This window comes from Leptolyngbya subtilissima AS-A7 (assembly GCF_039962255.1).
Lineage (GTDB): Bacteria > Cyanobacteriota > Cyanobacteriia > Phormidesmidales > Phormidesmidaceae > Nodosilinea.
Genome location: NZ_JAMPKY010000010.1, coordinates 225,251 through 244,950 on the forward strand (window position 1 = coordinate 225,251; position 19,700 = coordinate 244,950).

Genomic DNA, 19,700 nt, shown 5'->3' on the forward strand with positions numbered 1-19,700 from the left:
ATTTCCCCGTCAAACGCCTGTCATCAACAGATTCACCTGCTGATTAGCGGGGGTGTTGCTGAATCGGAGCATGAATGTGGATAGGGCATAGGCGCAGCCAAGCCAAAGGCTTTACGTCTGTTTGCCCCTAAAGACGTTGCAGTTTTGTTTCATACCTCTATGCAGCAGCGCCTTAGTGGGCAGCTACCCGATGGCAATCGGTAAAGCAGATATGGCGAACCGGGCACTGCTGGCAAGTTTGGGTTAAAAACGCCTCCAGTTGAGCAGGGGGCATTGGGCGGGCAAAGAAAAAGCCCTGCCCCGATTCACATCCCAGAGACTGAAGGGCTTCGAGCTGCTGTCGGGTTTCAATGCCTTCGGCGATCGTGGCCAGGCCCAAGGTCTTGGCCAGCGCCACGATCGATTGAATAATGCTGCGTTCTTTTTCGCCATGCAGCATCACATTGACAAAGGAGCGATCGATTTTGATGGTGTTAATGGGGAACTGATGCAGGTAGCTGAGGGAGGAAAAGCCAGTGCCAAAATCATCTAGGCTGACCTGAATGCCTCGGATCTGCATGCGTTCTAATAGCTGAGTTGCGATCGCCGTATTTTTGATCAGGCTGCTTTCGGTAATTTCAAACCGCAGGCATCGGACCGGAATGTGAGTTTCCTCTAGCATGCGATCTAGGGTTTGCAGCAGAGACGGTTCGCGCAGCTGGCGGCCAGAAATATTGACGCTCAGATATAGCTTGGCAAAATCGGGCCAGAGCTGTTGCCAATGGCTGAACTGCATACAGGCTTCTTGCAGCGCCCACTCCCCGATCGCATTGATTAGTCCCGTTTCTTCGGCGATAGGGATAAACTCGCCGGCGGGAACCAGCCCTTTTTGAGGATGCCGCCACCGCAGCAAAACTTCAAAGCCCTCTAGCCCGCGCTCAGGCTGAAGACTGACGATGGGCTGATAGTGAATTTCAAGCTCGTTGTTGAGAATGGCATGGCGCAGGTGCGTCTCAATTTCGACGTGTTGAAGGGTAGCGGCATACATAGCGCTGTTAAACACCTCATAGCGCGCTTTGCCGTTAGCCTTTGCTTGATACATGGCAATGTCGGCATCGCGAAGAATATCGGCCACCTGCTGATACTCTGGTGCGCCGATGACAATGCCAATGCTGGCACTAGTAAAGATGTCGTGGTGGCCAATGGCGAGGGCAGGGCCGAGCTTTTGTTGAATGCGCTCAGCAATGTCAACCACCTCTTCGGGATGCTGAATGTTTTCCAGCAAAATAGTGAACTCATCTCCCCCCAAGCGGGCCACCGAATCGACCTCGCGCACAGTTTCGAGCAGCAGTTGCGAGACGCGAATCAAGAGCTGATCGCCAACCCCGTGTCCCAGGGTATCGTTGACGCTTTTGAAGCCATCTAAGTCAATAAAGAGCACCGCAAAGCAGCTAGTTTGATGCCGCCGCTGCTGTTTGATCGCCAGCTGCAGGCGCTCCATAAAGCAGGGGCGATTGGCGAGCCCGGTCAAGGCATCGTGGAGGGTTTCATGCATGAGCCGCGACTCGGAAGCTTTGCGCTGGGAAATATCGCGCCCCGCTCCATAGATCAGGTGCTCCTGCAAAAAAGGCACGCCGTTCCAAGCAATCCAGAGGTAGCTGCCGTTGGCACAGCGGCAGCGCATTTCGACTTCGTTCACTTCTTCCCCGCGCCACAGCTGCTGCAGGACTTGTTCGGCTAGGGGCAGGTCTTCGGGGTGAACGATGGTAGTGAAGGGCTGATCGATCAGCTGGTCGCAGGGGTAGCCCATTATGGATTGCCAGGCTGGGTTTAGGCGCTTGAGCTGGCCCTGGCGATCGGCAATAAATAGCAGATCGAGGGAGAGGTTGAAAAAGCGATCGCGCTCTAGCTCGGCCTGCACCTGGTCCGTAATGTCTTCGCTGACGCCCGTGAGGCGGTACACCGCACCGGTTTCGTCGTGGATGGGAAAGCCGCGATCGTGGATCCAGCGAATCGTGCCATCGGGGCGAACAATGCGGAACTCCTCGTCGTACTGGCCGAGGTGGGCCTGGGTTAGAAATGCAGCAATGACGCGATCGCGGTCCTCGGGGTGAATACTGTTCGTCCAGGCCTGGGGATCTTGATAAAACAGCTCTCGGGGCTGCCTCCAAATGCTCTCTATTGCCGGGCTGACGTAGCGCGTCTGGGTCTCTTGCCCCATATGGTTGTCAAAGTCCGTCAGCCAAAACACCGCCCGAATGTTTTCTGAAATTTGGCGAAACTTCTCTTCGCTCTCCCGCAGATCGTGCTCAATCTGCCGCCGCTCCAGCACTTCTTGGGTCAGCGTTTGGTTGACCGCTTGCAGCTGGGCGGTGCGGTGTTGCACCTGCTGCTCTAGCTGGGCGTTGAGCCGGTGAATTTGAGTGACCGAAAACCGCAGGGCAAGCTGGTTTTGCACCCGCGCCAGCACTTCTTCGATTTGGAACGGCTTGGTGATGTAGTCTACCCCGCCTGTTTGAAAGGCCTTGACCTTGTCAAAGGTTTCATCGAGGGCGCTGATGAAGATGACCGGAATCTCTTGGGTTTTGTGATTAGCCTTGAGCCGCTGGCACACCTCATAGCCGGTCAAGTCGGGCATTTTGATATCGAGCAAAATCAGGTCGGGCAGAGCGGCCTGCACCGAGGCGATCGCCATCAGACCACTGGTCACACTGCGAACGTCATACCCATGGGTGGAGAGGGCATTTGACAGCAGCCGCAGCGCATCTAGGGTGTCATCGGCGACTAGAATCTCGGGAATGCGATCGGCAAACAGCTCATGACTCATGGTGGGTTGCCGCATCGACTAAATGAATAATGGCTTCTAACTGATATTGGTCAACCATACGCCTGAGCTCAGCCGCCAAAACCGGCTCATGGGATGGAATTTGACCAATTAAATCCATGATGGCGCCGGGTTTGGCAATGGTCGCTGCCTGCTTCAACCGTTGTAGCCAGTCCGCAGGCATAACCTGTAGAGCTGCGAATTGTAGCGGTGCGCTAGAGGGAAAATTAGTGGGCAAAGGAGTATCTTCGTATACAAAAACAATACCCAAGTGCTCAGTTAACTTATCGAAAATCACATGTTCCTTAACGGGCTTACGGATAAAGTCGTCGCAGCCATAGGCCAGCACGACCTGCCGCTGTTCTTCAAATACGCTAGCGGTGAGGGCAACAATCACCGTGGCTTGGCCGTCAATGTAAGATTTGATGCGCTGGGCCGCTTCATAGCCATGCATCACCGGCATGCGCATATCCATCCAGATTAGGTGCGGTTGCCAGTCTCGCCAGATATCAAAGGCTTCCTGGCCGTTGGCGGCTTCTCGCAGCTCAAAGCCAAAGGGCTCCAAAAGTTTGACTAAAAACTGGCGGTTGCTCCAGCGGTCATCCACGATCAAAATGCGGTAGGTGGGCTGGCTGGGGGCAAGGGCGATCGCCCGCTGGGGCAGCACCTCGGCTGGAATCGCCGTGGCAGGCACGGGCTGCATCGGCACATCTAGGGTAAAGGTGCTGCCTTGGCCCAGCCGGCTACGCACCCTTAGCTGACCGCCCAGCAGGTGGGCAAATTGGCGGCTGATGGTCAGGCCTAATCCGGTGCCTTCGCTCTCGGGGTGGACCTGGTTGAAGGAGGCAAAAATCGCCTCCAGTTGCTGGGGGGGGATGCCCATGCCGCTGTCTTGAACCTCTATACGAAGCCACACGGACGGCATATTGGGAACATTTGGGGAAAATGGCGCGGATACCTGATCGGACTGAGACAGCACCAAGGCCGTCACCGTAATGCCTCCCGTTTTTGTAAACTTGAGCGCGTTACCAATCAGGTTGATCAAAATTTGCCGCACTTTCTTTTCATCGCTGCAAACGTATTGGGGCACCTCGTCAGCCCATTCAATTTGCAGCGATAGGCCCTGCCTCTGGCTGCGGGGCAAAAACATCTCCTGCAGCCGATTGAGCAACGCGTGGAGGTCAAAGTTAGTCAGATTAAGGGTGATATTGCCCGCTTCAATCTTTGAGAGATCTAGCACATCGTTGATCAGCTCCAGCAGATGCTCGGCGCTGTGGTTGATCACCTCCAAATATTCTTTTTCGGTTTGGGCTGAGACCTGGTTGCGATTCATCAGCTGCACAAAGCCCAAAATGGCGCTCAGGGGCGTGCGCAGTTCATGACTCATGTTGGCCAAAAATTCGCTCTTGGCGTGGTTGGCGGTTTCGGCTTGCTCCTTAGCCTGGGCTAGATCGAGGGTGCGCTGCTGCACCCGCTCTTCTAATTCTTCGTTGGTGTGCTGGAGGGCATCAAAGGCCTGATTCAGCTCGGTGGCCATGCGCCGAAAGGAGTCGGATAGGGTGGCAACTTCCTGCACTGGGCCAAGCTGATGGGTAGACAACGCCAGGGATTCGATCGGGGCGGTGTGGCTTTTTTGCAGCGCCTCAGTCACCTGTTTTGACTGATCGCTCAGCTGCTGGATGGGGCGGGCGATGTAGCGGGCAGTGACGATGCCTAGCCCGGTGGCGATCGCCAACGACACCAAGCACAGCAAAATTGTGGTGCGGGTGTTGGCCTGAATCTGCGCCATAAAGTCCGATTCGGGGACGACTACCACCAACAGCCAGTCAATTCCCAGCTCATCCACAATGGGTGTCACCTGCACAAAGTGCTTTTGCCCATCGATGGGAAACGCCAGCTGGTGAGAGGCCTCAATGCTCTCCAGGGTTTGGAACTGATCTAGCAAATGCCGGGTGGTGGCGGCGATCATGGGGTTATTACTAGCGATCGCATGCAGTCGCTCCTCCGGCCCATCCGCCCTGGGTTTGACAAACGGATTCTCTTGGGTCGAGCTGGCAATCAGCGACTGGTCTTTTTCGATCAAAAACGCCTGCCCGGTTTGGCCAATTTTCAGCGTGCTCAAAAAGTCGCCGATATCCGCTAGCACCAGGTCCACCCCCAGCACGCCTTCGAGCTGCCCGGCGGCGTTGTAAATCGGCGCATTGGCCGTAATTGCCAGGGTGAGTTCTGGCACCAGCTGATAGACCTCTGTCCAGCGGGCAGTGCCCGCCTTTTTGGCGTCGGTATACCAGTCCCGAATGCGGGGGTCGTAGTCGGTGGTGACGTCGAGCTGCTGGGCGCGGTTGCCTTGGGCATCTACGCCAAAATGCACCATCACCCCGTCGCCAGGGTTATCTGTCACGTAGTAGGTGATGGGGCCAGCTTGAGCATTGCGGTGCGCCGTCCAAAATCCGCCGGTTTCGCTGCTGACATAGATATAGCTGGCCTCTTCAAATTCCTGCATTTGCTGCCAGAAGTGGCGCTCAAATGTAGCTTGCTGCTCAAAGCTCAGCAGATCTAACTCAAACAGATCCGCGTTGATTTGATTGATGCGGTGCGGCACCGTCAAATACTCGTCCAGCGTCACCTGAATGCGGTTGGTGACTTCCTGTTCCAGCTGCGAGACCACATCATTCACCGCCTTTTGCCCGTTGCGGAGCGAGAGCCATCCCGTCAACCCGACCGCCGCTCCAATTTCGAGGATGAACGGCACAATCAGCAACAACCGAAGGGGAATTTTCATCGCTAAACCGATTCCAAAGGCGTGAAGAAGGACTGTCCCTAAGCTGCGGCTTAGGCAATAATTTGTAGAAGCATCCTCCTAGCAACGCAAAGTCTTGGCTGAATCGGCAAAGGCCTCGTGTGTCCTAGGGCAAACAAGGGCGCGATCGCCGAGATTTCCGGGCTGGCATCAATTAATTAAAGAGATGCCGTTATCCGTAGAAATGCCCAGCCAGGCTGAGACAATCGCTACCGGTTTACAAGTTGTGATTTTGAACACAGGTGATATAGCCACAGCCACCGTGCTCAAAAGGTCACTATTTTAGTAGAAATGAAGAGCCGCCCTAGCCTATAGCCTTTACTTAGGGTGAGACTGTCCTAACCGATCTGGCGTTAGACTGAATTAGCCATCTCCCGCGCTGCTTCTCGCAGCCGCTCCACATCGCGTAGGGGAGGGTTACCAAAGAGCCGCTTATACTCTCGGTTAAAGTGCGAGGCATCGTCGTACCCCACTTGGTAGGCCGCACTGCTAGCATCCAGGTTTTGCCCCAGCATTAGACGGCGGGCCTCTTGGAGCCGCAACTGCTTTTGGAACTGCAATGGACTCATGGCCGTGACCGATTTGAAGTGATGGTGAAAGCCTGAAACGCTCATACCCAACTCGCGGGCAACGTCTTCAATCCGCAGCGGCTGGTTAAAGTCTTTCCGCAGGCGATCGACCGCTTTAGCAATGTGGTGGGTGTGGCCTCTCAAAACGGCAATCTGACGCAGCCGCTTCCCTTGCTCTCCTATCAGCAGCCGGTAGATAATCTCCCGCTTAATCAGGGGTACGAGCACAAGCGCTTCAGCTGGGGAATCGAGCAGCCTGACGAGCCGCACGGTGGCATCTAACAGATCTGTATCTAATGGACTGACATCGATCGCTTTGACACTCACTCCCCTCTGGGCTGAGGGATAGCCTGCCTCAACCATGACTGAGCCCACCAGGGTGGGGTCGAGATCCAGACGAAGCCCCAGGTACGGTTTTTCCTGGGTTGCTTCTAAAATTCGGCTGGCAATCGGCAGTTCGACCGTCCCCAGCAAATAATGCATCGGGTCGTACTGATAGCGATCGCTGCCCAACAGCACTTCTTTACTGCCCTGAGCAATGACACAAAAGGACGGAATTGAGACACTGTGCAAGCACTTTGAAGGGAAGGAGGTGCGATAGAAGAACAATCCTTTCAGCGGCTCGATCACGCCATCGTGAGCAATCGCCCCTGCAATTCGCTCAGTCAGTTCCTCTCGGTCGGCTTGCGATCGCGCCACCTCGCGCCTTGCCTGTGGGTTGTTGATTAAAGCTCGATTAGACTTTTCACTCGTTCTTGCCGCGTTCATTTCTAATGCCCTTCAAATCAACTTCTAGACCATCGAGGTCTAAAAAGGGGTGGCCACTAAGCCTCTATAAGAATCTAGCGTGACTTAGGTGGAAGCTAGTGCAAGTTTGCAGGATTGTACAACCATCCTAGACGATTGTCCTATGGCTTGCCTTTCAGGATGCCTAGAATGTGGTTAAAGCGATGAAGAGCAATTCCGGCTGCTTGTAAGCGTCTGGATTTCTATTCAAGAGAAAGCTCAAGTTTGTTTAGTCAAGCGCTTCTCACGATCGCACGAGAAGCATCATCAAATTCGCAGCGGCCCGCTGCGGAAAAGTTTTGCATGGGCGTTGCACCCATATGGAGGAACAGCAATGAAACGACTCACAATACCTGCCATAACATTTTCCCTATTGGCTTTAGGGTTGGCGCAGGCAGGGCATGCCCAAGCTCCATCGGGCGATCGCCCACAGAGTGTAGAAATCATGCGGAACGGTTCGCAGCCTTTCGCTGAAGGCTCAGCCGACTATTTCACGGGTTCTGTAAGCATTAATCCTCTTTTTCCAGTACACGAGCCGTCACGGGCATCTGGCGCAAATGTTGCCTTTGAGCCTGGTGCTCGCACCGCATGGCACACGCATCCTTTGGGGCAAACCCTGATTGTGACGGATGGAATTGGCTGGGTTCAGCAGTGGGGCGAACCAATTCAGGAAATTAGACCTGGTGATGTCGTCTGGATTCCACCCGGCGTAAAACACTGGCACGGCGCTACCGCCACGACAGCCATGACTCATATTGCCATTCAGGAGGCGCTCAACGGCAGCCCTGTGGACTGGATGGAACAGGTCAGCGACGAGCAATACCAAGCACCCATATGAAGTGAAGTAACGCTTCGTGATTGATCGGGTTTCGCTGAACGCAAAGGCATTGAACCGAAGCTAAACCCACCAAGTAAAACCACGGATTGAGAACCAATGAAACACCGCATTTTCATACCAACTCTCTTGATGAGTGCAATCGCAACGGCGGCATTCGCACTCGATAAAACACACGTATTGGGTCAGAGCCCCCAAGCACCTGTGCAGCAGTCTGGTGTGGTAGAGGGGGCAGACAATTTCTATCAAAGTGACCAGGTGACTATGCAAAAAGTTACGTTCAAAAACCAGTACAACATGCAGGTTGTTGGGAATCTCTTCATTCCTAAAGACTTGGATCAAAACACTAATCATCCGGCCATTGTTGTTGGGCACCCCATGGGCGCGGTCAAAGAACAGAGTTCAAATCTGTATGCTCAAAAGCTGGCTGAGCGGGGATTCATCACCTTGTCCCTCGATTTGTCCTTCTGGGGCGAGAGTGAAGGGCAGCCCCGCAACGTTGTTGCACCAGATATTTATGCTGAAGATTTCAGTGCGGCAGTCGATTTTCTGGGCACCCAGCCAATCGTTGACAGAGAGCGAATTGGCGTTCTGGGGATTTGCGGCAGCGGTAGCTTCGTCGTCAGCGCCGCCAAGATTGACCCGCGCATGAAGGCGATCGCAACGGTCAGCATGTATGACATGGGGGCCGTCAACCGTGATGGGCTGAGACATTCTGCGACCCTCGAACAGAGGAAGGAAGTTATTGCAGCGGCGGCTGGGCAACGCTACGCGGAGTTCACAGGTGGAGAGACCGAATACACAAGCGGCACCGTGCATCAACTGAATGAAAACTCCACCGCGATCGAGCGTGAGTTTTATGACTTCTACCGCACTTCCAGGGGCGAATACACCCCCGAAGGCTCGTCGCCGCAACTAACAACCCATCCGACCCTGACCAGTAACGTCAAGTTTCTGAACTTCTACCCGTTCAATGACATTGAGACGATTTCGCCTCGTCCCATGCTGTTCATCACCGGCGACAATGCCCATTCAAAAGAGTTCAGCGAAGACGCCTATCAACGCGCCGCCGAACCAAAGGAACTCTACATCGTGCCAAACGCGGGACATGTCGATTTGTACGATCGCGTGAACCTGATCCCGTTCGATAGGCTTGCGTCCTTTTTCAATCAGCACCTCAGTCAGTAAGCCAAAAACTGTCGTTTTAATGCAGGAGAAAATATGCTGTCTAACTTGAATGGAAGCTTCACAGGAAAAGTTGCGTTTGTGACTGGAGCAGCAAGCGGTATTGGTCGCGAGACGGCGCTGGCATTTGCCCGTGAAGGCGTTAAGGTCGTAGCTGCTGACATTTCTGAACAGGGTAATCAAGAAACGGTACACCTAATCGAAAATCAGGGCGGACAGGCGATCGCTGTCCAGTGCAACATAACACGAAGCGAAGACGTAAAGGCAGCTTTGGATAAGACCGTTGAGGCTTTTGGTCGGTTGGACTTCGCCTTCAACAATGCAGGTATCGAGCCAAGAAATCCGGCTCCGACTGCGGAGTATGACGAGGAGGAGTGGAACCGGATCATCGACATCAACCTGCGCGGCGTTTTCCTATGCATGAAGCACGAGATCCCGCTAATTCTTGAGCAGGGAGGCGGTGCGATCGTCAACACCTCATCTGGGGCTGGAATCATCGGCATCAAGGGCAGTCCTGCATACACTGCCGCGAAGCACGGGGTGATTGGTCTTACCAAGGCGGCAGCCCTCGACTACGCCGCGCAGAACATCCACATCAACGCCGTCTGTCCCGGCTACATTGACACCCCGATGATGGGTCGGTTCACGGGTGGCACGGACGAAGGGCGATCGCAGGTCATTGCGGAGGAGCCGATTGGACGGATGGGCAAGCCTGAGGAGATTGCAGCGGCTGTCGTCTGGCTGTGCTCGGACGCGGCGGCCTTCGTGGTTGGGCACGCGATGGTCATCGATGGTGGACAAACGGTGCAGTGATGTTTGTCGCCAACCTGATGCGCGGCTGCAAGAGATCCAAGACCATGAGGCGCTGTCTAAGTCTACGGACGGTTCGTTCTAGCGATCGCGACGTCTGGCTGCTGGCCCAAAAGCCCTGGAGTGTGCCAATTCCAGGCATCACGAAGCTACATCACTTAGAGGAAAACATCGGGTCGTCGCCTTCGAACTCAAGCCTGACGATCTGTGCGCTATTGAGACCGCCACCAACAAGATCACGGTGTAAGGGGCTCAGTATTCTGAAAAATTAGAGCATATCACCGGTTACCAAACGGCAAAGATGGTTCCTTAGATGCTTTTTTGGAACCTGCTAATGCCGTATAGAAACAAAGCAACCTCATCAATACGCAACTAATAGTAGAGATAAATCCATGACCACAAATGTACTTGGCTACGCCGCAAAGTCTGCTACAGATGATCTAGCCCCCTATCGCTTTACCCGTCGTGACCCCCGTGCTGACGATGTGGCGATCGAAATTCTTTACTGTGGCGTCTGTCACTCTGACTTGCACACGGCTCGCAATGACTGGGGGGGAACTATGTACCCAGTGGTGCCCGGCCACGAAATCATTGGTCGCGTGGTCGGCGTGGGGGCAGAGGTGACACGGTTCAAGCTTGGCGATCACGTCGGTGTCGGCTGTATGGTCGATTCTTGCCAGCACTGTGCACCCTGCAAACAGGGGTTAGAGCAATATTGCGAGGGGCCTGCCACGTTTACCTACAACGGCAGCGATCGCCAAGATCACACGCCCACCTTTGGCGGTTACTCCCAGAACATCGTCGTGTCAGATAAGTTTGTGCTGCAAATTCCCGACGGGCTCGACCTCAAAGGGGCCGCGCCGTTGCTGTGCGCCGGAATCACCACTTGGTCACCCCTGCGTCACTGGCAGGTGGGTGAGGGTAGCCGGGTGGCTGTTGTTGGTCTTGGCGGTTTGGGGCACATGGCGCTGAAACTGGCCAAGGGCTTGGGCGCAGATGTCACGCTGTTTACCCGTTCCCCCGGCAAGGAGGAAGATGCCCGCCGTCTGGGAGCAGATCACATCGTGATCTCTACCGACGAAGCGCAAATGAAAGCCGTAGAGGGACAGTTCGACTTGATTATTGATACCGTACCCATTGAGCACGATCTCAACCCTTATCTGCCAGCGCTGGCGCTTGATGGCACGCTAGTACTGGTTGGTTTTTTGGGGAATTTGATGCCGACGTTAAACACGGTGCCGCTGATTATGGGGCGGAAGACGGTGGCGGGGTCGCTCATTGGCGGCATTGCCGAAACCCAGGAAATGCTCAATTTCTGTGGTGACCAGGGCATTACTTCAGATGTGGAAGTGATCGACATTCAAGATATCAATCAAGCCTATGAACGCATGCAGAAAAGCGACGTGAAGTACCGGTTTGTGATCGATATGGCTTCCTTGAAGGACTAATACGCAATCGGTCAATCTAAATTAGATCGCCGTAGTTCATCCCTAACTAGCTTAGCCCCTACCCAAAAACCTGCCGCCATACTGCCTAAAAACAAAGACGTGGTATTGACAGCAACCAGCGGATTGAACTGGGGCTTGTGTTCGGCAATTAAAGTGCGCGAGGGATGCTCTGGGTCATACCAAACGGTGACGGTTTGACCGCGCCAGAAGGCGGGGTTTAGCCTATTACTTCGGCGGCGATCGCCAGAGGGAGTTGTTTCTACGCAAGCGCTGCTGACCTCATGAGCTTGCTCAGTGCGATCGCTAAAGCGAATCACTGGGCAAGACGTGATGCTTCTAGAACTGCTGGAGGTTGCGGATTGCTCCGAATTGTCTACCTGCACCACTGTGGCTGAGGCCGAAAGCCAGTTCCTGTAAGCCAAGTTGTCCACCGATGCTGAGAGAGAAACAATAGCCACAAAGACCGTCAACACAGTCATCATCCCACCACCAGAATTGAAGGCAGCGAGGCTAAGAACCAGCAGTAGCTTACGCACAACTTCTCAACGTAAAGTACGATATTCAAGCCTATTGGGCGTTTTTTTCTTCAGCTCTTCAATTCTCGTTCTTTTGCCTACACAGCCACGGTTCTAGGCTGTTTCATGTTTGTGAGAAGAAAGCTATGTCACAGCTTCGCCCCCCGCCCCCCAATTCTGAGGGAATCTGAAACCCCCAAAGTCGGGGGTTTGGGGGCAAAAGCTCATATAGGCAATACTCCTTTTCAACCATGAAACAACCTTGTGGTTCTCCTCTTCTAAGCCTTGGGAGAACCCAGCGGTCCCAGCAGCAAAAACGGCCAGGGCAGCTCTAGATCGGGTACCAGCTCAGCATAGGGTCGAAGCCCTGGCACCGCGTAGGGCAGCACAAACCGCAGCGACCTGAGCGATGCCGGCCGGTTGCCCTCGGCATCGACTGCGCCGTACTCCCTGGCTAGTTCAGCAACAATTTGCACCTGCCCGGTGCGGCGTAGCAGGTTGCGATCGCCCGCTAGCGCCGCAATTACCCGGCCAGTGAGCAGTGGTGTTTCCCAGTTGTAGTGGTCGGGTGTTGAACCATCTTCCCCAGTGCTAGAAGGTTGACCATTCCCTAGCCCCATCTCAGCGGCAAACTGGGTCATTAGCTCAGTGCCGACGATGCCCGGCCAAACCGAGAGCGAGGTCACCTGGTGGGGTTTGAGTTCTACTGCCATGTCTGCGGCCAGGCGATCGCAGGCTGCTTTGCCCACCCCATAGGGCACCCCAAAAATGTACGACAACCCGCCCCACGACGACAGGGTGCAGATTAGCCCCCGCCGCTGCGGCACCATCAGTCGAGCGGCATAGACGCTGGCCAGGTAGTGGCTCCGCAGTCCCACGGCGTTGCACGCATCCCAAAACTCAGCGGGGTCAACCTCCCAAAAGGGCTTGCCGTAGGCGGACTTGAGCGCCGACACCCCAGCATAGGCGTTGTTTACCAGCAGATCGAGCTGGCCATTTTGGTCGGTTTGAATGCGATCGAAGAGGGCTTTGACCTGGTCATCGTCGCTGTGGTCTACCTGTACCGGAATCGCCGTTCCGCCCGCCTGGTTCACCGCCGCCGCAGTTTCTTCTAACGACCCCATCGAGTCGGTCGAGGCAGTGAGGGTGCGCCCGGTGATATAAACTACCGCTCCAGCTTCCCCCAGTCCAGTGGCAATGCCCTTCCCCAACCCCCTAGTGGCCCCAGTCACCACCGCCACCTGTCCGTCTAGCCGTGCCATAGATATCTCCTAATTAAACCGGCGACTTGCAGCCTGTAACAGAGCGATCGCCTAACCGGCCATCCCCAACGTAGCTGCGAGTCAGCTATCGGTTCCAACAACTTTGTTCTAACAGCCCCACCGCCTGTGGGTAAGCCCCGGAAGAATCGCAGCCGGGCAATAGTTACTTATTTAGACAGAAGCATCAGCTCCTCTAATTAGATAACCTATGGCCATAAACGGCGTCGGCTTAGATGTCGGCCCTACCCAATTCAATTGTGAAACTATGTTTGTTAAAGACGCCCAAGATCAAACGTTAATTAAAGTACTCGACGTCACTGACTTAATTGATCCGCAGAACAACCAGATTCAGGGTCAGCAGCAGGCTGGTGAAGAAGAACAGCCACCCCAAGCCTACGAAAAATCGCGCCTTCAGTTTCCCTCTGGCGAGGCCCTACCCGAGTGCTGGACCAACCCAGACTACAAACTGCAACAGAGCCCAACCCCCCAGGCATAGCCAATCCGTTGCACCAGAGCACGGATATATTTCGATCGCGATTCCTCCACCCCCCAAGAGGGTGGCCCTCATCTTGTCCCCCAGCAATCGCTCTCTAACCTATGCACCGCCTTGAGCACAGCAAAACTACCCTTCGGGGCATTTTGGCCGTCTGCATAATAGTGGCAGGGGTTTTGCATTTCGCCCAGCCAGAGCCGTTCATTCGGATCGTGCCGGACTTTTTGCCTGCCCCGGCTGCTCTGGTCTACATCAGTGGCGTGATCGAAATTATGTTGGGCATTGGCCTGTTGGTGCCCGCCCTACGTCAAGCTTCGGCATGGGGGCTGGTTGCATTATTTATTGCGGTGTTTCCGGCCAACCTCAACATGGCCATCAATCACATTGAAATCCAGGGCATCCCCAACACCTGGTGGTTTCAGGCAATTCGATTGCCGTTTCAGTTTGTGTTGATTGCCTGGGCCTATTGGTATACTCGCCCAGAGCAACCGCAAACTTCTCAGTAATCATTTCGGTTGTTTACTGGCATTGCGTGCAGCGTTAGGGCCGATGGCACTGAAATATTTTTTATGCGAGGCGTCACCCCCGCTGGAGGCATTCTAAAGAACAGAATTTGGCTTTGCCCCCACCCTCCAACAGCTTGTTTTCAGCCTTGAGAACGAGCTAGTAGGAGAAAAATCTTTCTTGGGGGCGATTGAGGTGCTCCTACAGCGCTGATAATCTTAAGCAATCAAATTAGGTAATAAGCTATTCTTCCAAGTCCAGAGTTGACTTATACCGTTTGGACTGTGATGGTGGGTGAAACAGGGTGTCTTGACGCCGGTTGGCGGCGATTGCGCCCCAGTCAAAATTTTCACCGCCTAAATCTGCCCTAGACGCAGCGCCAAACATTTGCGTGGCCCGCAGCGACGGCATCTTTAATATACGAATTCACGTTTGGGGTCTCTATGCAAACTCGTCGAAGGCAACCTTCTAATGACTGGACTAAAGGGTCAAAGGGCATAGCCAGTTTTTTTGTGCTCTTTTTAGCCGTTGGCTTTTTGCTGTACCAGCTTTCTTCTAGCGTGCTGTTTGCCATGAGTTACTCCTCTGGCGCTGGAGCCCGAAGTCTTGCTGCAGCACTATTTCCGTTAACAGTCTTAATTTATCTGGGGTTCATTGCGCGAATTCAAATCCCTACTCGGGAGAGTCGCGCTCCCATTATTAACAGCTTTATCGTCTTCCTGTTGTGGACGATGCTGGTACTCGGTGTTGATATTACTAATGAAACCGCTTATTTTCCAATCGAAGAACTGCTCTACTCCCTGACTTTGGCCGCCATGCTCTGGCGCTACAAATATCGAGGCCAATTTAAAGCGTTGGTGGCCTGTTGCTATGGCGTTTTGGCTGGGACGATGGCAGCGGTAATTGTGTTTGGCATCAACCCTGCCGCTATGTAGGGTTTTAGAGGGCGTCTGATACGCGTTTCCTGTAGCTTTAGTCTCCTGCTGCTCCCCTCTGCTTCCCTTAAGCGAAGAGCTTCCTAATAACCCTTAAAAGGTGTACTAGGGAGCTCTTCGCTTTTACTGCCCAAAGTAGGGCTTTTCAACCGTCCTCTTAAAACTGACGGCGCGAGAAAATTAGGATTGATACTGACAGCAGTAGCGCTGTGTAAAGTAAGCCGTAGAGGGCATGGCCAAAAAGCTCTGGAGGGGTGGGCAATAGTTCTATGCCGTAGGCGGCGGCATTGCGCAGGTTGAGGCGTTCTAGGTCGGGCAGCACCAGGTATAGGACGTTGGTGAGCCGCTGCACTGCTGGGGTTTCGCTGAGTTTGCCAAAGGCTACCAAGTCCTGGCTCAGGTGGCCCATCAAATACACCGCAAAGGTGAGCATTGTGGCCAGTAGCGAACTGGTGAATACTCCAAATACGATGGCTACGGCCACCAGCAGCGCCGCTTCCAAAGTTGTAAAGAGCAGCGCTAGCACCAGGCTCCCCAACGAAAAGGGCACGCCGCTAGCGGCCAACACCAGCACAAAAATCGCTCCGAGGGCCGCGATCAGCACCGCCAGCACCGCCGTGAGGCCCAAATGCTTGCCCACGATAAACTCGGCTCGACTGACGGGCTTGGCAATCAGTACCAGCACCGTGCGCTTTTCGATTTCTTTGTTGATGAGCCCAGTGCCCACAAACACAGCCACCACCACGCTCAGCAGGTGAATGCTCGCCAGACCCAGGTCCATCAAAATTTTGTTTTCGGCCCCAGCAGAAATGTCGGGCAGCAGCACCCGAGCGATCACTAGCAACAGGGCGAACAGGGCCACCAGGTACAGAATGCGATCGCGAATTACCTCTAAAAACACGGTGCGGGCAATGACCCCTATCCGCGATAGCACCATTGGCTTAACCACTTCTGTACCTCTCAAAATTAGCCTTGCTGTTGTGTGCCCCTAGGATGCCCAGCCTGCCGCGGCGTTTGCAGGTCGCAGGTGAGGGTAGACCACTGAGTGTTGGTGTACCCGGGCGTGGCGTTTTCAGTGTCTACTAGGCCGCCTCGGTTGACTGGCATCAGTAAGCAGGTTTTTTCTAGGTAGTAGCCGTTTTGGTTGGCGGCTGGCCCTGACCAAATTGCCCACAGCTTAAGGGTGTAGCCATCGGCGTTAGACAGGGGCTGAAAATCGAGCCGCCACAGCGAATTTTCTAAGGAGGCGCCGCGACCCATCTGGGATTGTACCCGCCGTTGCAGAGCCTGACGCTGGCCTTCAAGGTTGAGTAGCCATCGCTCTACAGAGGGCCAGGGCTTGTTGTCGATCTGCTCCCGCAGCACTTCTTCGGCAATGGTGAGGTGGGTGACCCCGGCGGGCAGGGCCACCTCCTGGCCCGGAAAGCGGTAGACAAAGGCGCTGTTGTCAACGCTGTCGGCCACTAGGCTGGGGTAGTCGCGCACCCAGGATTGAATGCGGAAGTAGAACTGAAACCAGCTGCTAAACAGCAGGCTGAGGCAAAACAGCAGCGCCAACTGCTGGCGTACCATCGGCGGCGGCGTTTTTAGGTCAAAATCCCAGCTCAATAGACTGGGCACAGCAATTACCGCAAAGGACACTAGGGGCCAGGATACCAGGGCGGGCTGTAACCAACGCCCGCCCCACGACCCAAACAAAAAGATGCATATAATGGCCCCCGATACCCAGGGGGCAACGGGAATGCCAAAAAATCGGACTTTATTGGCCTCTAGCGCCCAACCTACCCCCAGGGCTAAGCAGATCCAGCTGATGGTGGCCAGCAGCCCTACAGTAAAGGGTGTAGCTGCCAAAAGGCGCGCTAGCAGCGACATGAGCCACGAAAACAAGCTCATGTAGATGACGGTTTGCCAGGAAAAGTAGCGCGGCGGCAGCACCGCTTGCCACAGTTCAACCAAGGTCTGACGCAAAAAACCGAAAAAACCTACCATCCCAGTACTCCGCTCTGGTTGATCAGCAGTAGCAGCACCAAGATGGCGGTAAAGCTAGCGGCGTTGGCCTGGAGCATGGCCAACGCCCGAGGCGAGGTGCCGCCCTGTCGTCCTTCAATTTGGGCTCGCCGGGCCCGCTCGTAGCGCTGGCGGCGATCGCCTTCGATCGCCTCTGGGGTGTTTTCTGCAGGCTTTTGGCCAAGCAGTTGCAGCAGCCAAAGCAGCCCTTGGAGCTTAATCCAGTAGGTGACAAAGAAGGCGGCGATCGCTACCACTACCACCACCACCGGCAGCGCGTCGTGCCAGCTGTTGGTGTAAAACCGGTTGAACAGCACGTAGCTAATCACCTGGCTGCGGAGCGCCAAGGGCAGCACCGCCTCAAGGGCCAAAAACGCAATCCAGCCCAAACTGGTGGCCAGCAGGTTAAGGGTGGCGGCATACTGCATACTGGTGCGGTAGCCCAGGCGTAGCTGCTGGCGCAGCACCATGGCTTCTAGCACAATGGCCACCATGAGCAGCATGCTCTGCACGGCGATCGCCCGCAGCGGCAAAATGCCAAGTTCTGATAGCAAATTGTTAATGGGCATGGGCGCTGAGGGTGGGTCGCAATCTCGACCCCTGATGGGGGGTTCCCGGTGCACTCTCAAGGGTATAACCTCGGCCCGGCTTTCGCTAAGATCTTAGATCGGGCCGCTCAAGAATACGCACACCTAGTACGCAATCCGCAACATCCATGGTTAGAACCGGCATCGGCATCCGCACCGCCCAGCAGGGCAACGAGCGGATCACAGGGCAGATTCACGTCTACGACGGCGAGGGCAAGGGTAAGTCCCAGGTGGCCCTGGGGGTGGTGCTGCGCTCCATTGGCCTGGGCATTCAGAATTTTTTGGAGAGCCGGGTGCTGCTGCTGCGGTTTCTGAAAGGACCGGGCCGTACCTACGACGAAGATGCCGCGATTGAGGCGCTCCAGCGAGGCTTTCCCCATCTGATTGACCAGGTGCGCACCGGGCGGGCCGAGTTTTTTGGCCCCGAGGAGATTACTAAATTCGACAAGCAGGAGGCCCAACGAGGCTGGGATGTGGCCAAGGGAGCGATCGCCTCGGGCCTCTACTCTGTCGTGGTGCTCGACGAAATCAACCCGGTGCTCGACTTGGGTCTGCTCGATGTCAATGAGGTGGCCAAAACCCTGCTCAACAAACCCGACCACCTGGAAATCATTGCTACCGGGCGCGGTGCCCCCCAGCCCCTGCTCGACGTAGCCAACCTGCACTCAGAAATGAAGCCACAACCTCGGCCCGAGGGCATTGAGGGCATTGAGGGCATTGAGATCTACACGGGTTCGGGCAAGGGCAAGTCGACCAGCGCCCTGGGCAAAGCTCTCCAGGCTATCGGCCGAGGCATCAGCCAAGATCTCTCCCACCGGGTGCTGATTATTCAGTGGCTGAAGGGAGGCAATGGCTATACCGAAGACGCGGCGATCGCCGCCCTGCGCAAAATTTACCCCAACCTGGTTGACCACCAGCGCTGTGGCCGCGATGCCATTGTCTGGCGCGGACAGCAACAGGAAATTGACTATGTAGAAGCCGAAAGGGGGTGGGAAATTGCTCGGACGGCGATCGCCTCAGGTCTCTACAAAACCATCATCCTCGACGAGCTTAACCCCACAGTCGATCTAGAGTTGTTACCCGAGGAGCCAATTCTCCAGGCGCTGCTACGTAAGCCTCGCGGCACTGAAGTCATTATCACCGGGCGCTGCAAAAATCGCCCCGCCTATTTTGAGTTGGCTAGTACCCACTCGGAGGTGTTCAACCACAAACACTATGCCGAAAAAGGCATTGATTTGAAGCGCGGCGTCGATTTTTAAAGAAGTTTATTTCCATCAAGACTCAAGGAAGAAATAAAGCAGAAATTCGCAATTTAGAGCACAAAACACTGATCAAAGTCACCGCTTCAATCAGTGTTTTGTCATTCTAGAATTTAGTTGAGATCACCTCATAATCTGGGGTAACGCAACTACATAATCTATTAGTCTGCTCTAGGACAGCTAACCGTTTCTACTCAACCCAGTTACGGCTACGATGGGCGGCTAAACGCTCCTCGTAGGAGCGAAGCAAGCCATGGTTGTCTTCGTCGCTCAATCCATAGAAGCCAGTTTCTTGGTCGTAAATATTGGCACTGTGGTTAGGGCTGCCAGGACGGTTTTCTGTCAGCGTGCCCGCAGGAGCGCCGATCGGACCCATACGCCGTAGGTCTCCTGCTACGGAGTCATTGCGGGTAGCCGTCGCGCTAGCCATGTTGCCGATGGGGGGCATGCGTCGCAAATCGCCAGCACGAGAGTCGTTTTGAGCCTCAGTGGAGTAGGTGGTGTTGCCTAGAAATTGACGACTAGAACGCCCTTGAGCAATCGGTTGATAAATTCCTCTAACGCGCTCTTCGTAATGCTCGTCTACCACCATATCGTCGTTATATTCTGGCAGATGCTCGACCTGGGCTTTGGTCAGGCCATCGACGTAGATACGGGTATTGTCATAGTCAAACCGGACTAAGCCAACGGGCAGCAGGACAGTTTTTCCAAAAATCCACGGCCCGGTATCAATTACCAAGTAGCGAAAATGACCAGAATCATCAACTAACAAATCTTTTGCAGAACCTACTTTGTCTTCGCTTTGGGCGTAGACAGTGTAAGAACTGATTTTATCCATTTGGCCGTCAGCAAGAGTCTCACGGTAATTAGGATAATAGTCTTTAAGCCGATGTAAAGGCATT

At 54.6% G+C, this 19,700-nt stretch carries 17 protein-coding genes; 8 read left to right on the top strand and 9 right to left on the bottom strand.

What is annotated here, in order from left to right; all coding sequences use genetic code 11:
* Window positions 1–172: 172 nt before the first annotated feature.
* The 3 genes from NC979_RS20900 to NC979_RS20910 all read right to left on the bottom strand — a co-directional run bounded on the left by NC979_RS20900 (window position 173) and on the right by NC979_RS20910 (window position 6,940).
* On the bottom strand, window positions 173–2,821 hold the full coding sequence (locus NC979_RS20900; RefSeq protein WP_190521327.1) for a two-component system response regulator: 2,649 nt from the start codon (window positions 2,819–2,821) through the stop codon (window positions 173–175).
* A complete protein-coding gene (locus NC979_RS20905; RefSeq protein ID WP_190521328.1) occupies window positions 2,796–5,585 on the bottom strand; it encodes a hybrid sensor histidine kinase/response regulator in 2,790 nt (929 codons plus the stop codon). The genes NC979_RS20900 and NC979_RS20905 overlap by 26 nt, the downstream gene beginning before the upstream one ends.
* A 371-nt stretch (window positions 5,586–5,956) precedes the next feature.
* A complete protein-coding gene (locus NC979_RS20910) occupies window positions 5,957–6,940 on the bottom strand; it encodes an AraC family transcriptional regulator (RefSeq protein WP_190521329.1) in 984 nt (327 codons plus the stop codon).
* Between the two features lie 352 nt (window positions 6,941–7,292).
* Here NC979_RS20910 and NC979_RS20915 point away from each other — a divergent pair, with 352 nt between their 5' ends.
* The 4 genes from NC979_RS20915 to NC979_RS20935 all read left to right on the top strand — a co-directional run bounded on the left by NC979_RS20915 (window position 7,293) and on the right by NC979_RS20935 (window position 11,236).
* Entirely contained in the window at window positions 7,293–7,796 is a 504-nt protein-coding gene (locus NC979_RS20915; protein WP_190521330.1) for a (R)-mandelonitrile lyase, read from the top strand.
* 96 nt (window positions 7,797–7,892) lie between these two features.
* Window positions 7,893–8,981, top strand: coding sequence for an alpha/beta hydrolase (locus NC979_RS20920; RefSeq protein WP_190521331.1), 1,089 nt, complete (start codon window positions 7,893–7,895; stop codon window positions 8,979–8,981).
* Window positions 8,982–9,014: 33 nt separating this feature from the next.
* Window positions 9,015–9,791 carry an SDR family oxidoreductase gene (locus NC979_RS20925; protein ID WP_190521333.1) on the top strand — a complete coding sequence of 259 codons (777 nt, stop codon included), beginning with the start codon at window positions 9,015–9,017 and terminating at the stop codon, window positions 9,789–9,791.
* A 389-nt stretch (window positions 9,792–10,180) separates the two neighbouring features.
* Window positions 10,181–11,236 (top strand): NAD(P)-dependent alcohol dehydrogenase, encoded by a 1,056-nt coding sequence (locus NC979_RS20935; RefSeq protein WP_190521335.1) that lies wholly within the window; start codon window positions 10,181–10,183, stop codon window positions 11,234–11,236.
* Window positions 11,237–11,247: 11 nt separating this feature from the next.
* Here the strand turns inward: NC979_RS20935 and NC979_RS20940 are convergent, their stop codons facing one another.
* Window positions 11,248–11,715, bottom strand: coding sequence for a DUF3592 domain-containing protein (locus NC979_RS20940; protein WP_206755267.1), 468 nt, complete (start codon window positions 11,713–11,715; stop codon window positions 11,248–11,250).
* Between the two features lie 314 nt (window positions 11,716–12,029).
* Complete coding sequence (locus tag NC979_RS20945; RefSeq protein ID WP_190521339.1) at window positions 12,030–13,013, bottom strand: SDR family NAD(P)-dependent oxidoreductase; 984 nt, start codon at window positions 13,011–13,013, stop codon at window positions 12,030–12,032.
* Window positions 13,014–13,221: 208 nt separating this feature from the next.
* On the opposite strand from NC979_RS20945, the gene NC979_RS20950 reads away from it, so the two are divergent.
* The 3 genes from NC979_RS20950 to NC979_RS20960 all read left to right on the top strand — a co-directional run bounded on the left by NC979_RS20950 (window position 13,222) and on the right by NC979_RS20960 (window position 14,945).
* Window positions 13,222–13,509, top strand: a complete 288-nt coding sequence (locus NC979_RS20950) for an acetyltransferase (protein ID WP_242024102.1) — start codon at window positions 13,222–13,224, stop codon at window positions 13,507–13,509.
* Between the two features lie 101 nt (window positions 13,510–13,610).
* Window positions 13,611–14,012: a DoxX family protein gene (locus NC979_RS20955; RefSeq protein WP_190521341.1), complete on the top strand. Its 402-nt coding sequence runs from the start codon at window positions 13,611–13,613 to the stop codon at window positions 14,010–14,012.
* Between the two features lie 441 nt (window positions 14,013–14,453).
* Window positions 14,454–14,945 (top strand): hypothetical protein, encoded by a 492-nt coding sequence (locus NC979_RS20960; RefSeq protein ID WP_190521343.1) that lies wholly within the window; start codon window positions 14,454–14,456, stop codon window positions 14,943–14,945.
* Window positions 14,946–15,102: 157 nt separating this feature from the next.
* Here the strand turns inward: NC979_RS20960 and NC979_RS20965 are convergent, their stop codons facing one another.
* From NC979_RS20965 to fraC, 3 genes are read right to left on the bottom strand one after another with little or no spacing between them, the layout of a single operon-like run.
* Window positions 15,103–15,894 (bottom strand): ABC transporter permease, encoded by a 792-nt coding sequence (locus tag NC979_RS20965; RefSeq protein WP_431191099.1) that lies wholly within the window; start codon window positions 15,892–15,894, stop codon window positions 15,103–15,105.
* Between the two features lie 17 nt (window positions 15,895–15,911).
* A complete protein-coding gene (locus NC979_RS20970) occupies window positions 15,912–16,934 on the bottom strand; it encodes a DUF5357 family protein (protein WP_190521346.1) in 1,023 nt (340 codons plus the stop codon).
* Window positions 16,928–17,521, bottom strand: coding sequence for a filament integrity protein FraC (gene fraC / locus NC979_RS20975; RefSeq protein WP_190521348.1), 594 nt, complete (start codon window positions 17,519–17,521; stop codon window positions 16,928–16,930). Before fraC ends, NC979_RS20970 begins: the two co-directional genes overlap by 7 nt.
* A 146-nt stretch (window positions 17,522–17,667) precedes the next feature.
* Here fraC and NC979_RS20980 point away from each other — a divergent pair, with 146 nt between their 5' ends.
* Window positions 17,668–18,798 (top strand): cob(I)yrinic acid a,c-diamide adenosyltransferase, encoded by a 1,131-nt coding sequence (locus NC979_RS20980; protein WP_190521350.1) that lies wholly within the window; start codon window positions 17,668–17,670, stop codon window positions 18,796–18,798.
* Window positions 18,799–18,988: 190 nt separating this feature from the next.
* Here the strand turns inward: NC979_RS20980 and NC979_RS20985 are convergent, their stop codons facing one another.
* Entirely contained in the window at window positions 18,989–19,636 is a 648-nt protein-coding gene (locus NC979_RS20985) for a PRC-barrel domain-containing protein (RefSeq protein ID WP_199308925.1), read from the bottom strand.
* Window positions 19,637–19,700: the final 64 nt, after the last annotated feature.

Excerpts from the sequence above, each read along its gene's own strand:
- NC979_RS20900 (WP_190521327.1), bottom strand. The coding sequence starts at position 2,821 with ATGCGGCAACCCACCATGAGTCATGAGCTGTTTGCCGATCGCATTCCC.
- NC979_RS20905 (WP_190521328.1), bottom strand. The coding sequence starts at position 5,585 with ATGAAAATTCCCCTTCGGTTGTTGCTGATTGTGCCGTTCATCCTCGAA.
- NC979_RS20910 (WP_190521329.1), bottom strand. The coding sequence starts at position 6,940 with ATGAACGCGGCAAGAACGAGTGAAAAGTCTAATCGAGCTTTAATCAAC.
- NC979_RS20915 (WP_190521330.1), top strand. The coding sequence starts at position 7,293 with ATGAAACGACTCACAATACCTGCCATAACATTTTCCCTATTGGCTTTA.
- NC979_RS20920 (WP_190521331.1), top strand. The coding sequence starts at position 7,893 with ATGAAACACCGCATTTTCATACCAACTCTCTTGATGAGTGCAATCGCA.
- NC979_RS20925 (WP_190521333.1), top strand. The coding sequence starts at position 9,015 with ATGCTGTCTAACTTGAATGGAAGCTTCACAGGAAAAGTTGCGTTTGTG.
- NC979_RS20935 (WP_190521335.1), top strand. The coding sequence starts at position 10,181 with ATGACCACAAATGTACTTGGCTACGCCGCAAAGTCTGCTACAGATGAT.
- NC979_RS20940 (WP_206755267.1), bottom strand. The coding sequence starts at position 11,715 with ATGACTGTGTTGACGGTCTTTGTGGCTATTGTTTCTCTCTCAGCATCG.
- NC979_RS20945 (WP_190521339.1), bottom strand. The coding sequence starts at position 13,013 with ATGGCACGGCTAGACGGACAGGTGGCGGTGGTGACTGGGGCCACTAGG.
- NC979_RS20950 (WP_242024102.1), top strand. The coding sequence starts at position 13,222 with ATGGCCATAAACGGCGTCGGCTTAGATGTCGGCCCTACCCAATTCAAT.
- NC979_RS20955 (WP_190521341.1), top strand. The coding sequence starts at position 13,611 with ATGCACCGCCTTGAGCACAGCAAAACTACCCTTCGGGGCATTTTGGCC.
- NC979_RS20960 (WP_190521343.1), top strand. The coding sequence starts at position 14,454 with ATGCAAACTCGTCGAAGGCAACCTTCTAATGACTGGACTAAAGGGTCA.
- NC979_RS20970 (WP_190521346.1), bottom strand. The coding sequence starts at position 16,934 with ATGGTAGGTTTTTTCGGTTTTTTGCGTCAGACCTTGGTTGAACTGTGG.
- fraC (WP_190521348.1), bottom strand. The coding sequence starts at position 17,521 with ATGCCCATTAACAATTTGCTATCAGAACTTGGCATTTTGCCGCTGCGG.
- NC979_RS20980 (WP_190521350.1), top strand. The coding sequence starts at position 17,668 with ATGGTTAGAACCGGCATCGGCATCCGCACCGCCCAGCAGGGCAACGAG.
- NC979_RS20985 (WP_199308925.1), bottom strand. The coding sequence starts at position 19,636 with ATGGATAAAATCAGTTCTTACACTGTCTACGCCCAAAGCGAAGACAAA.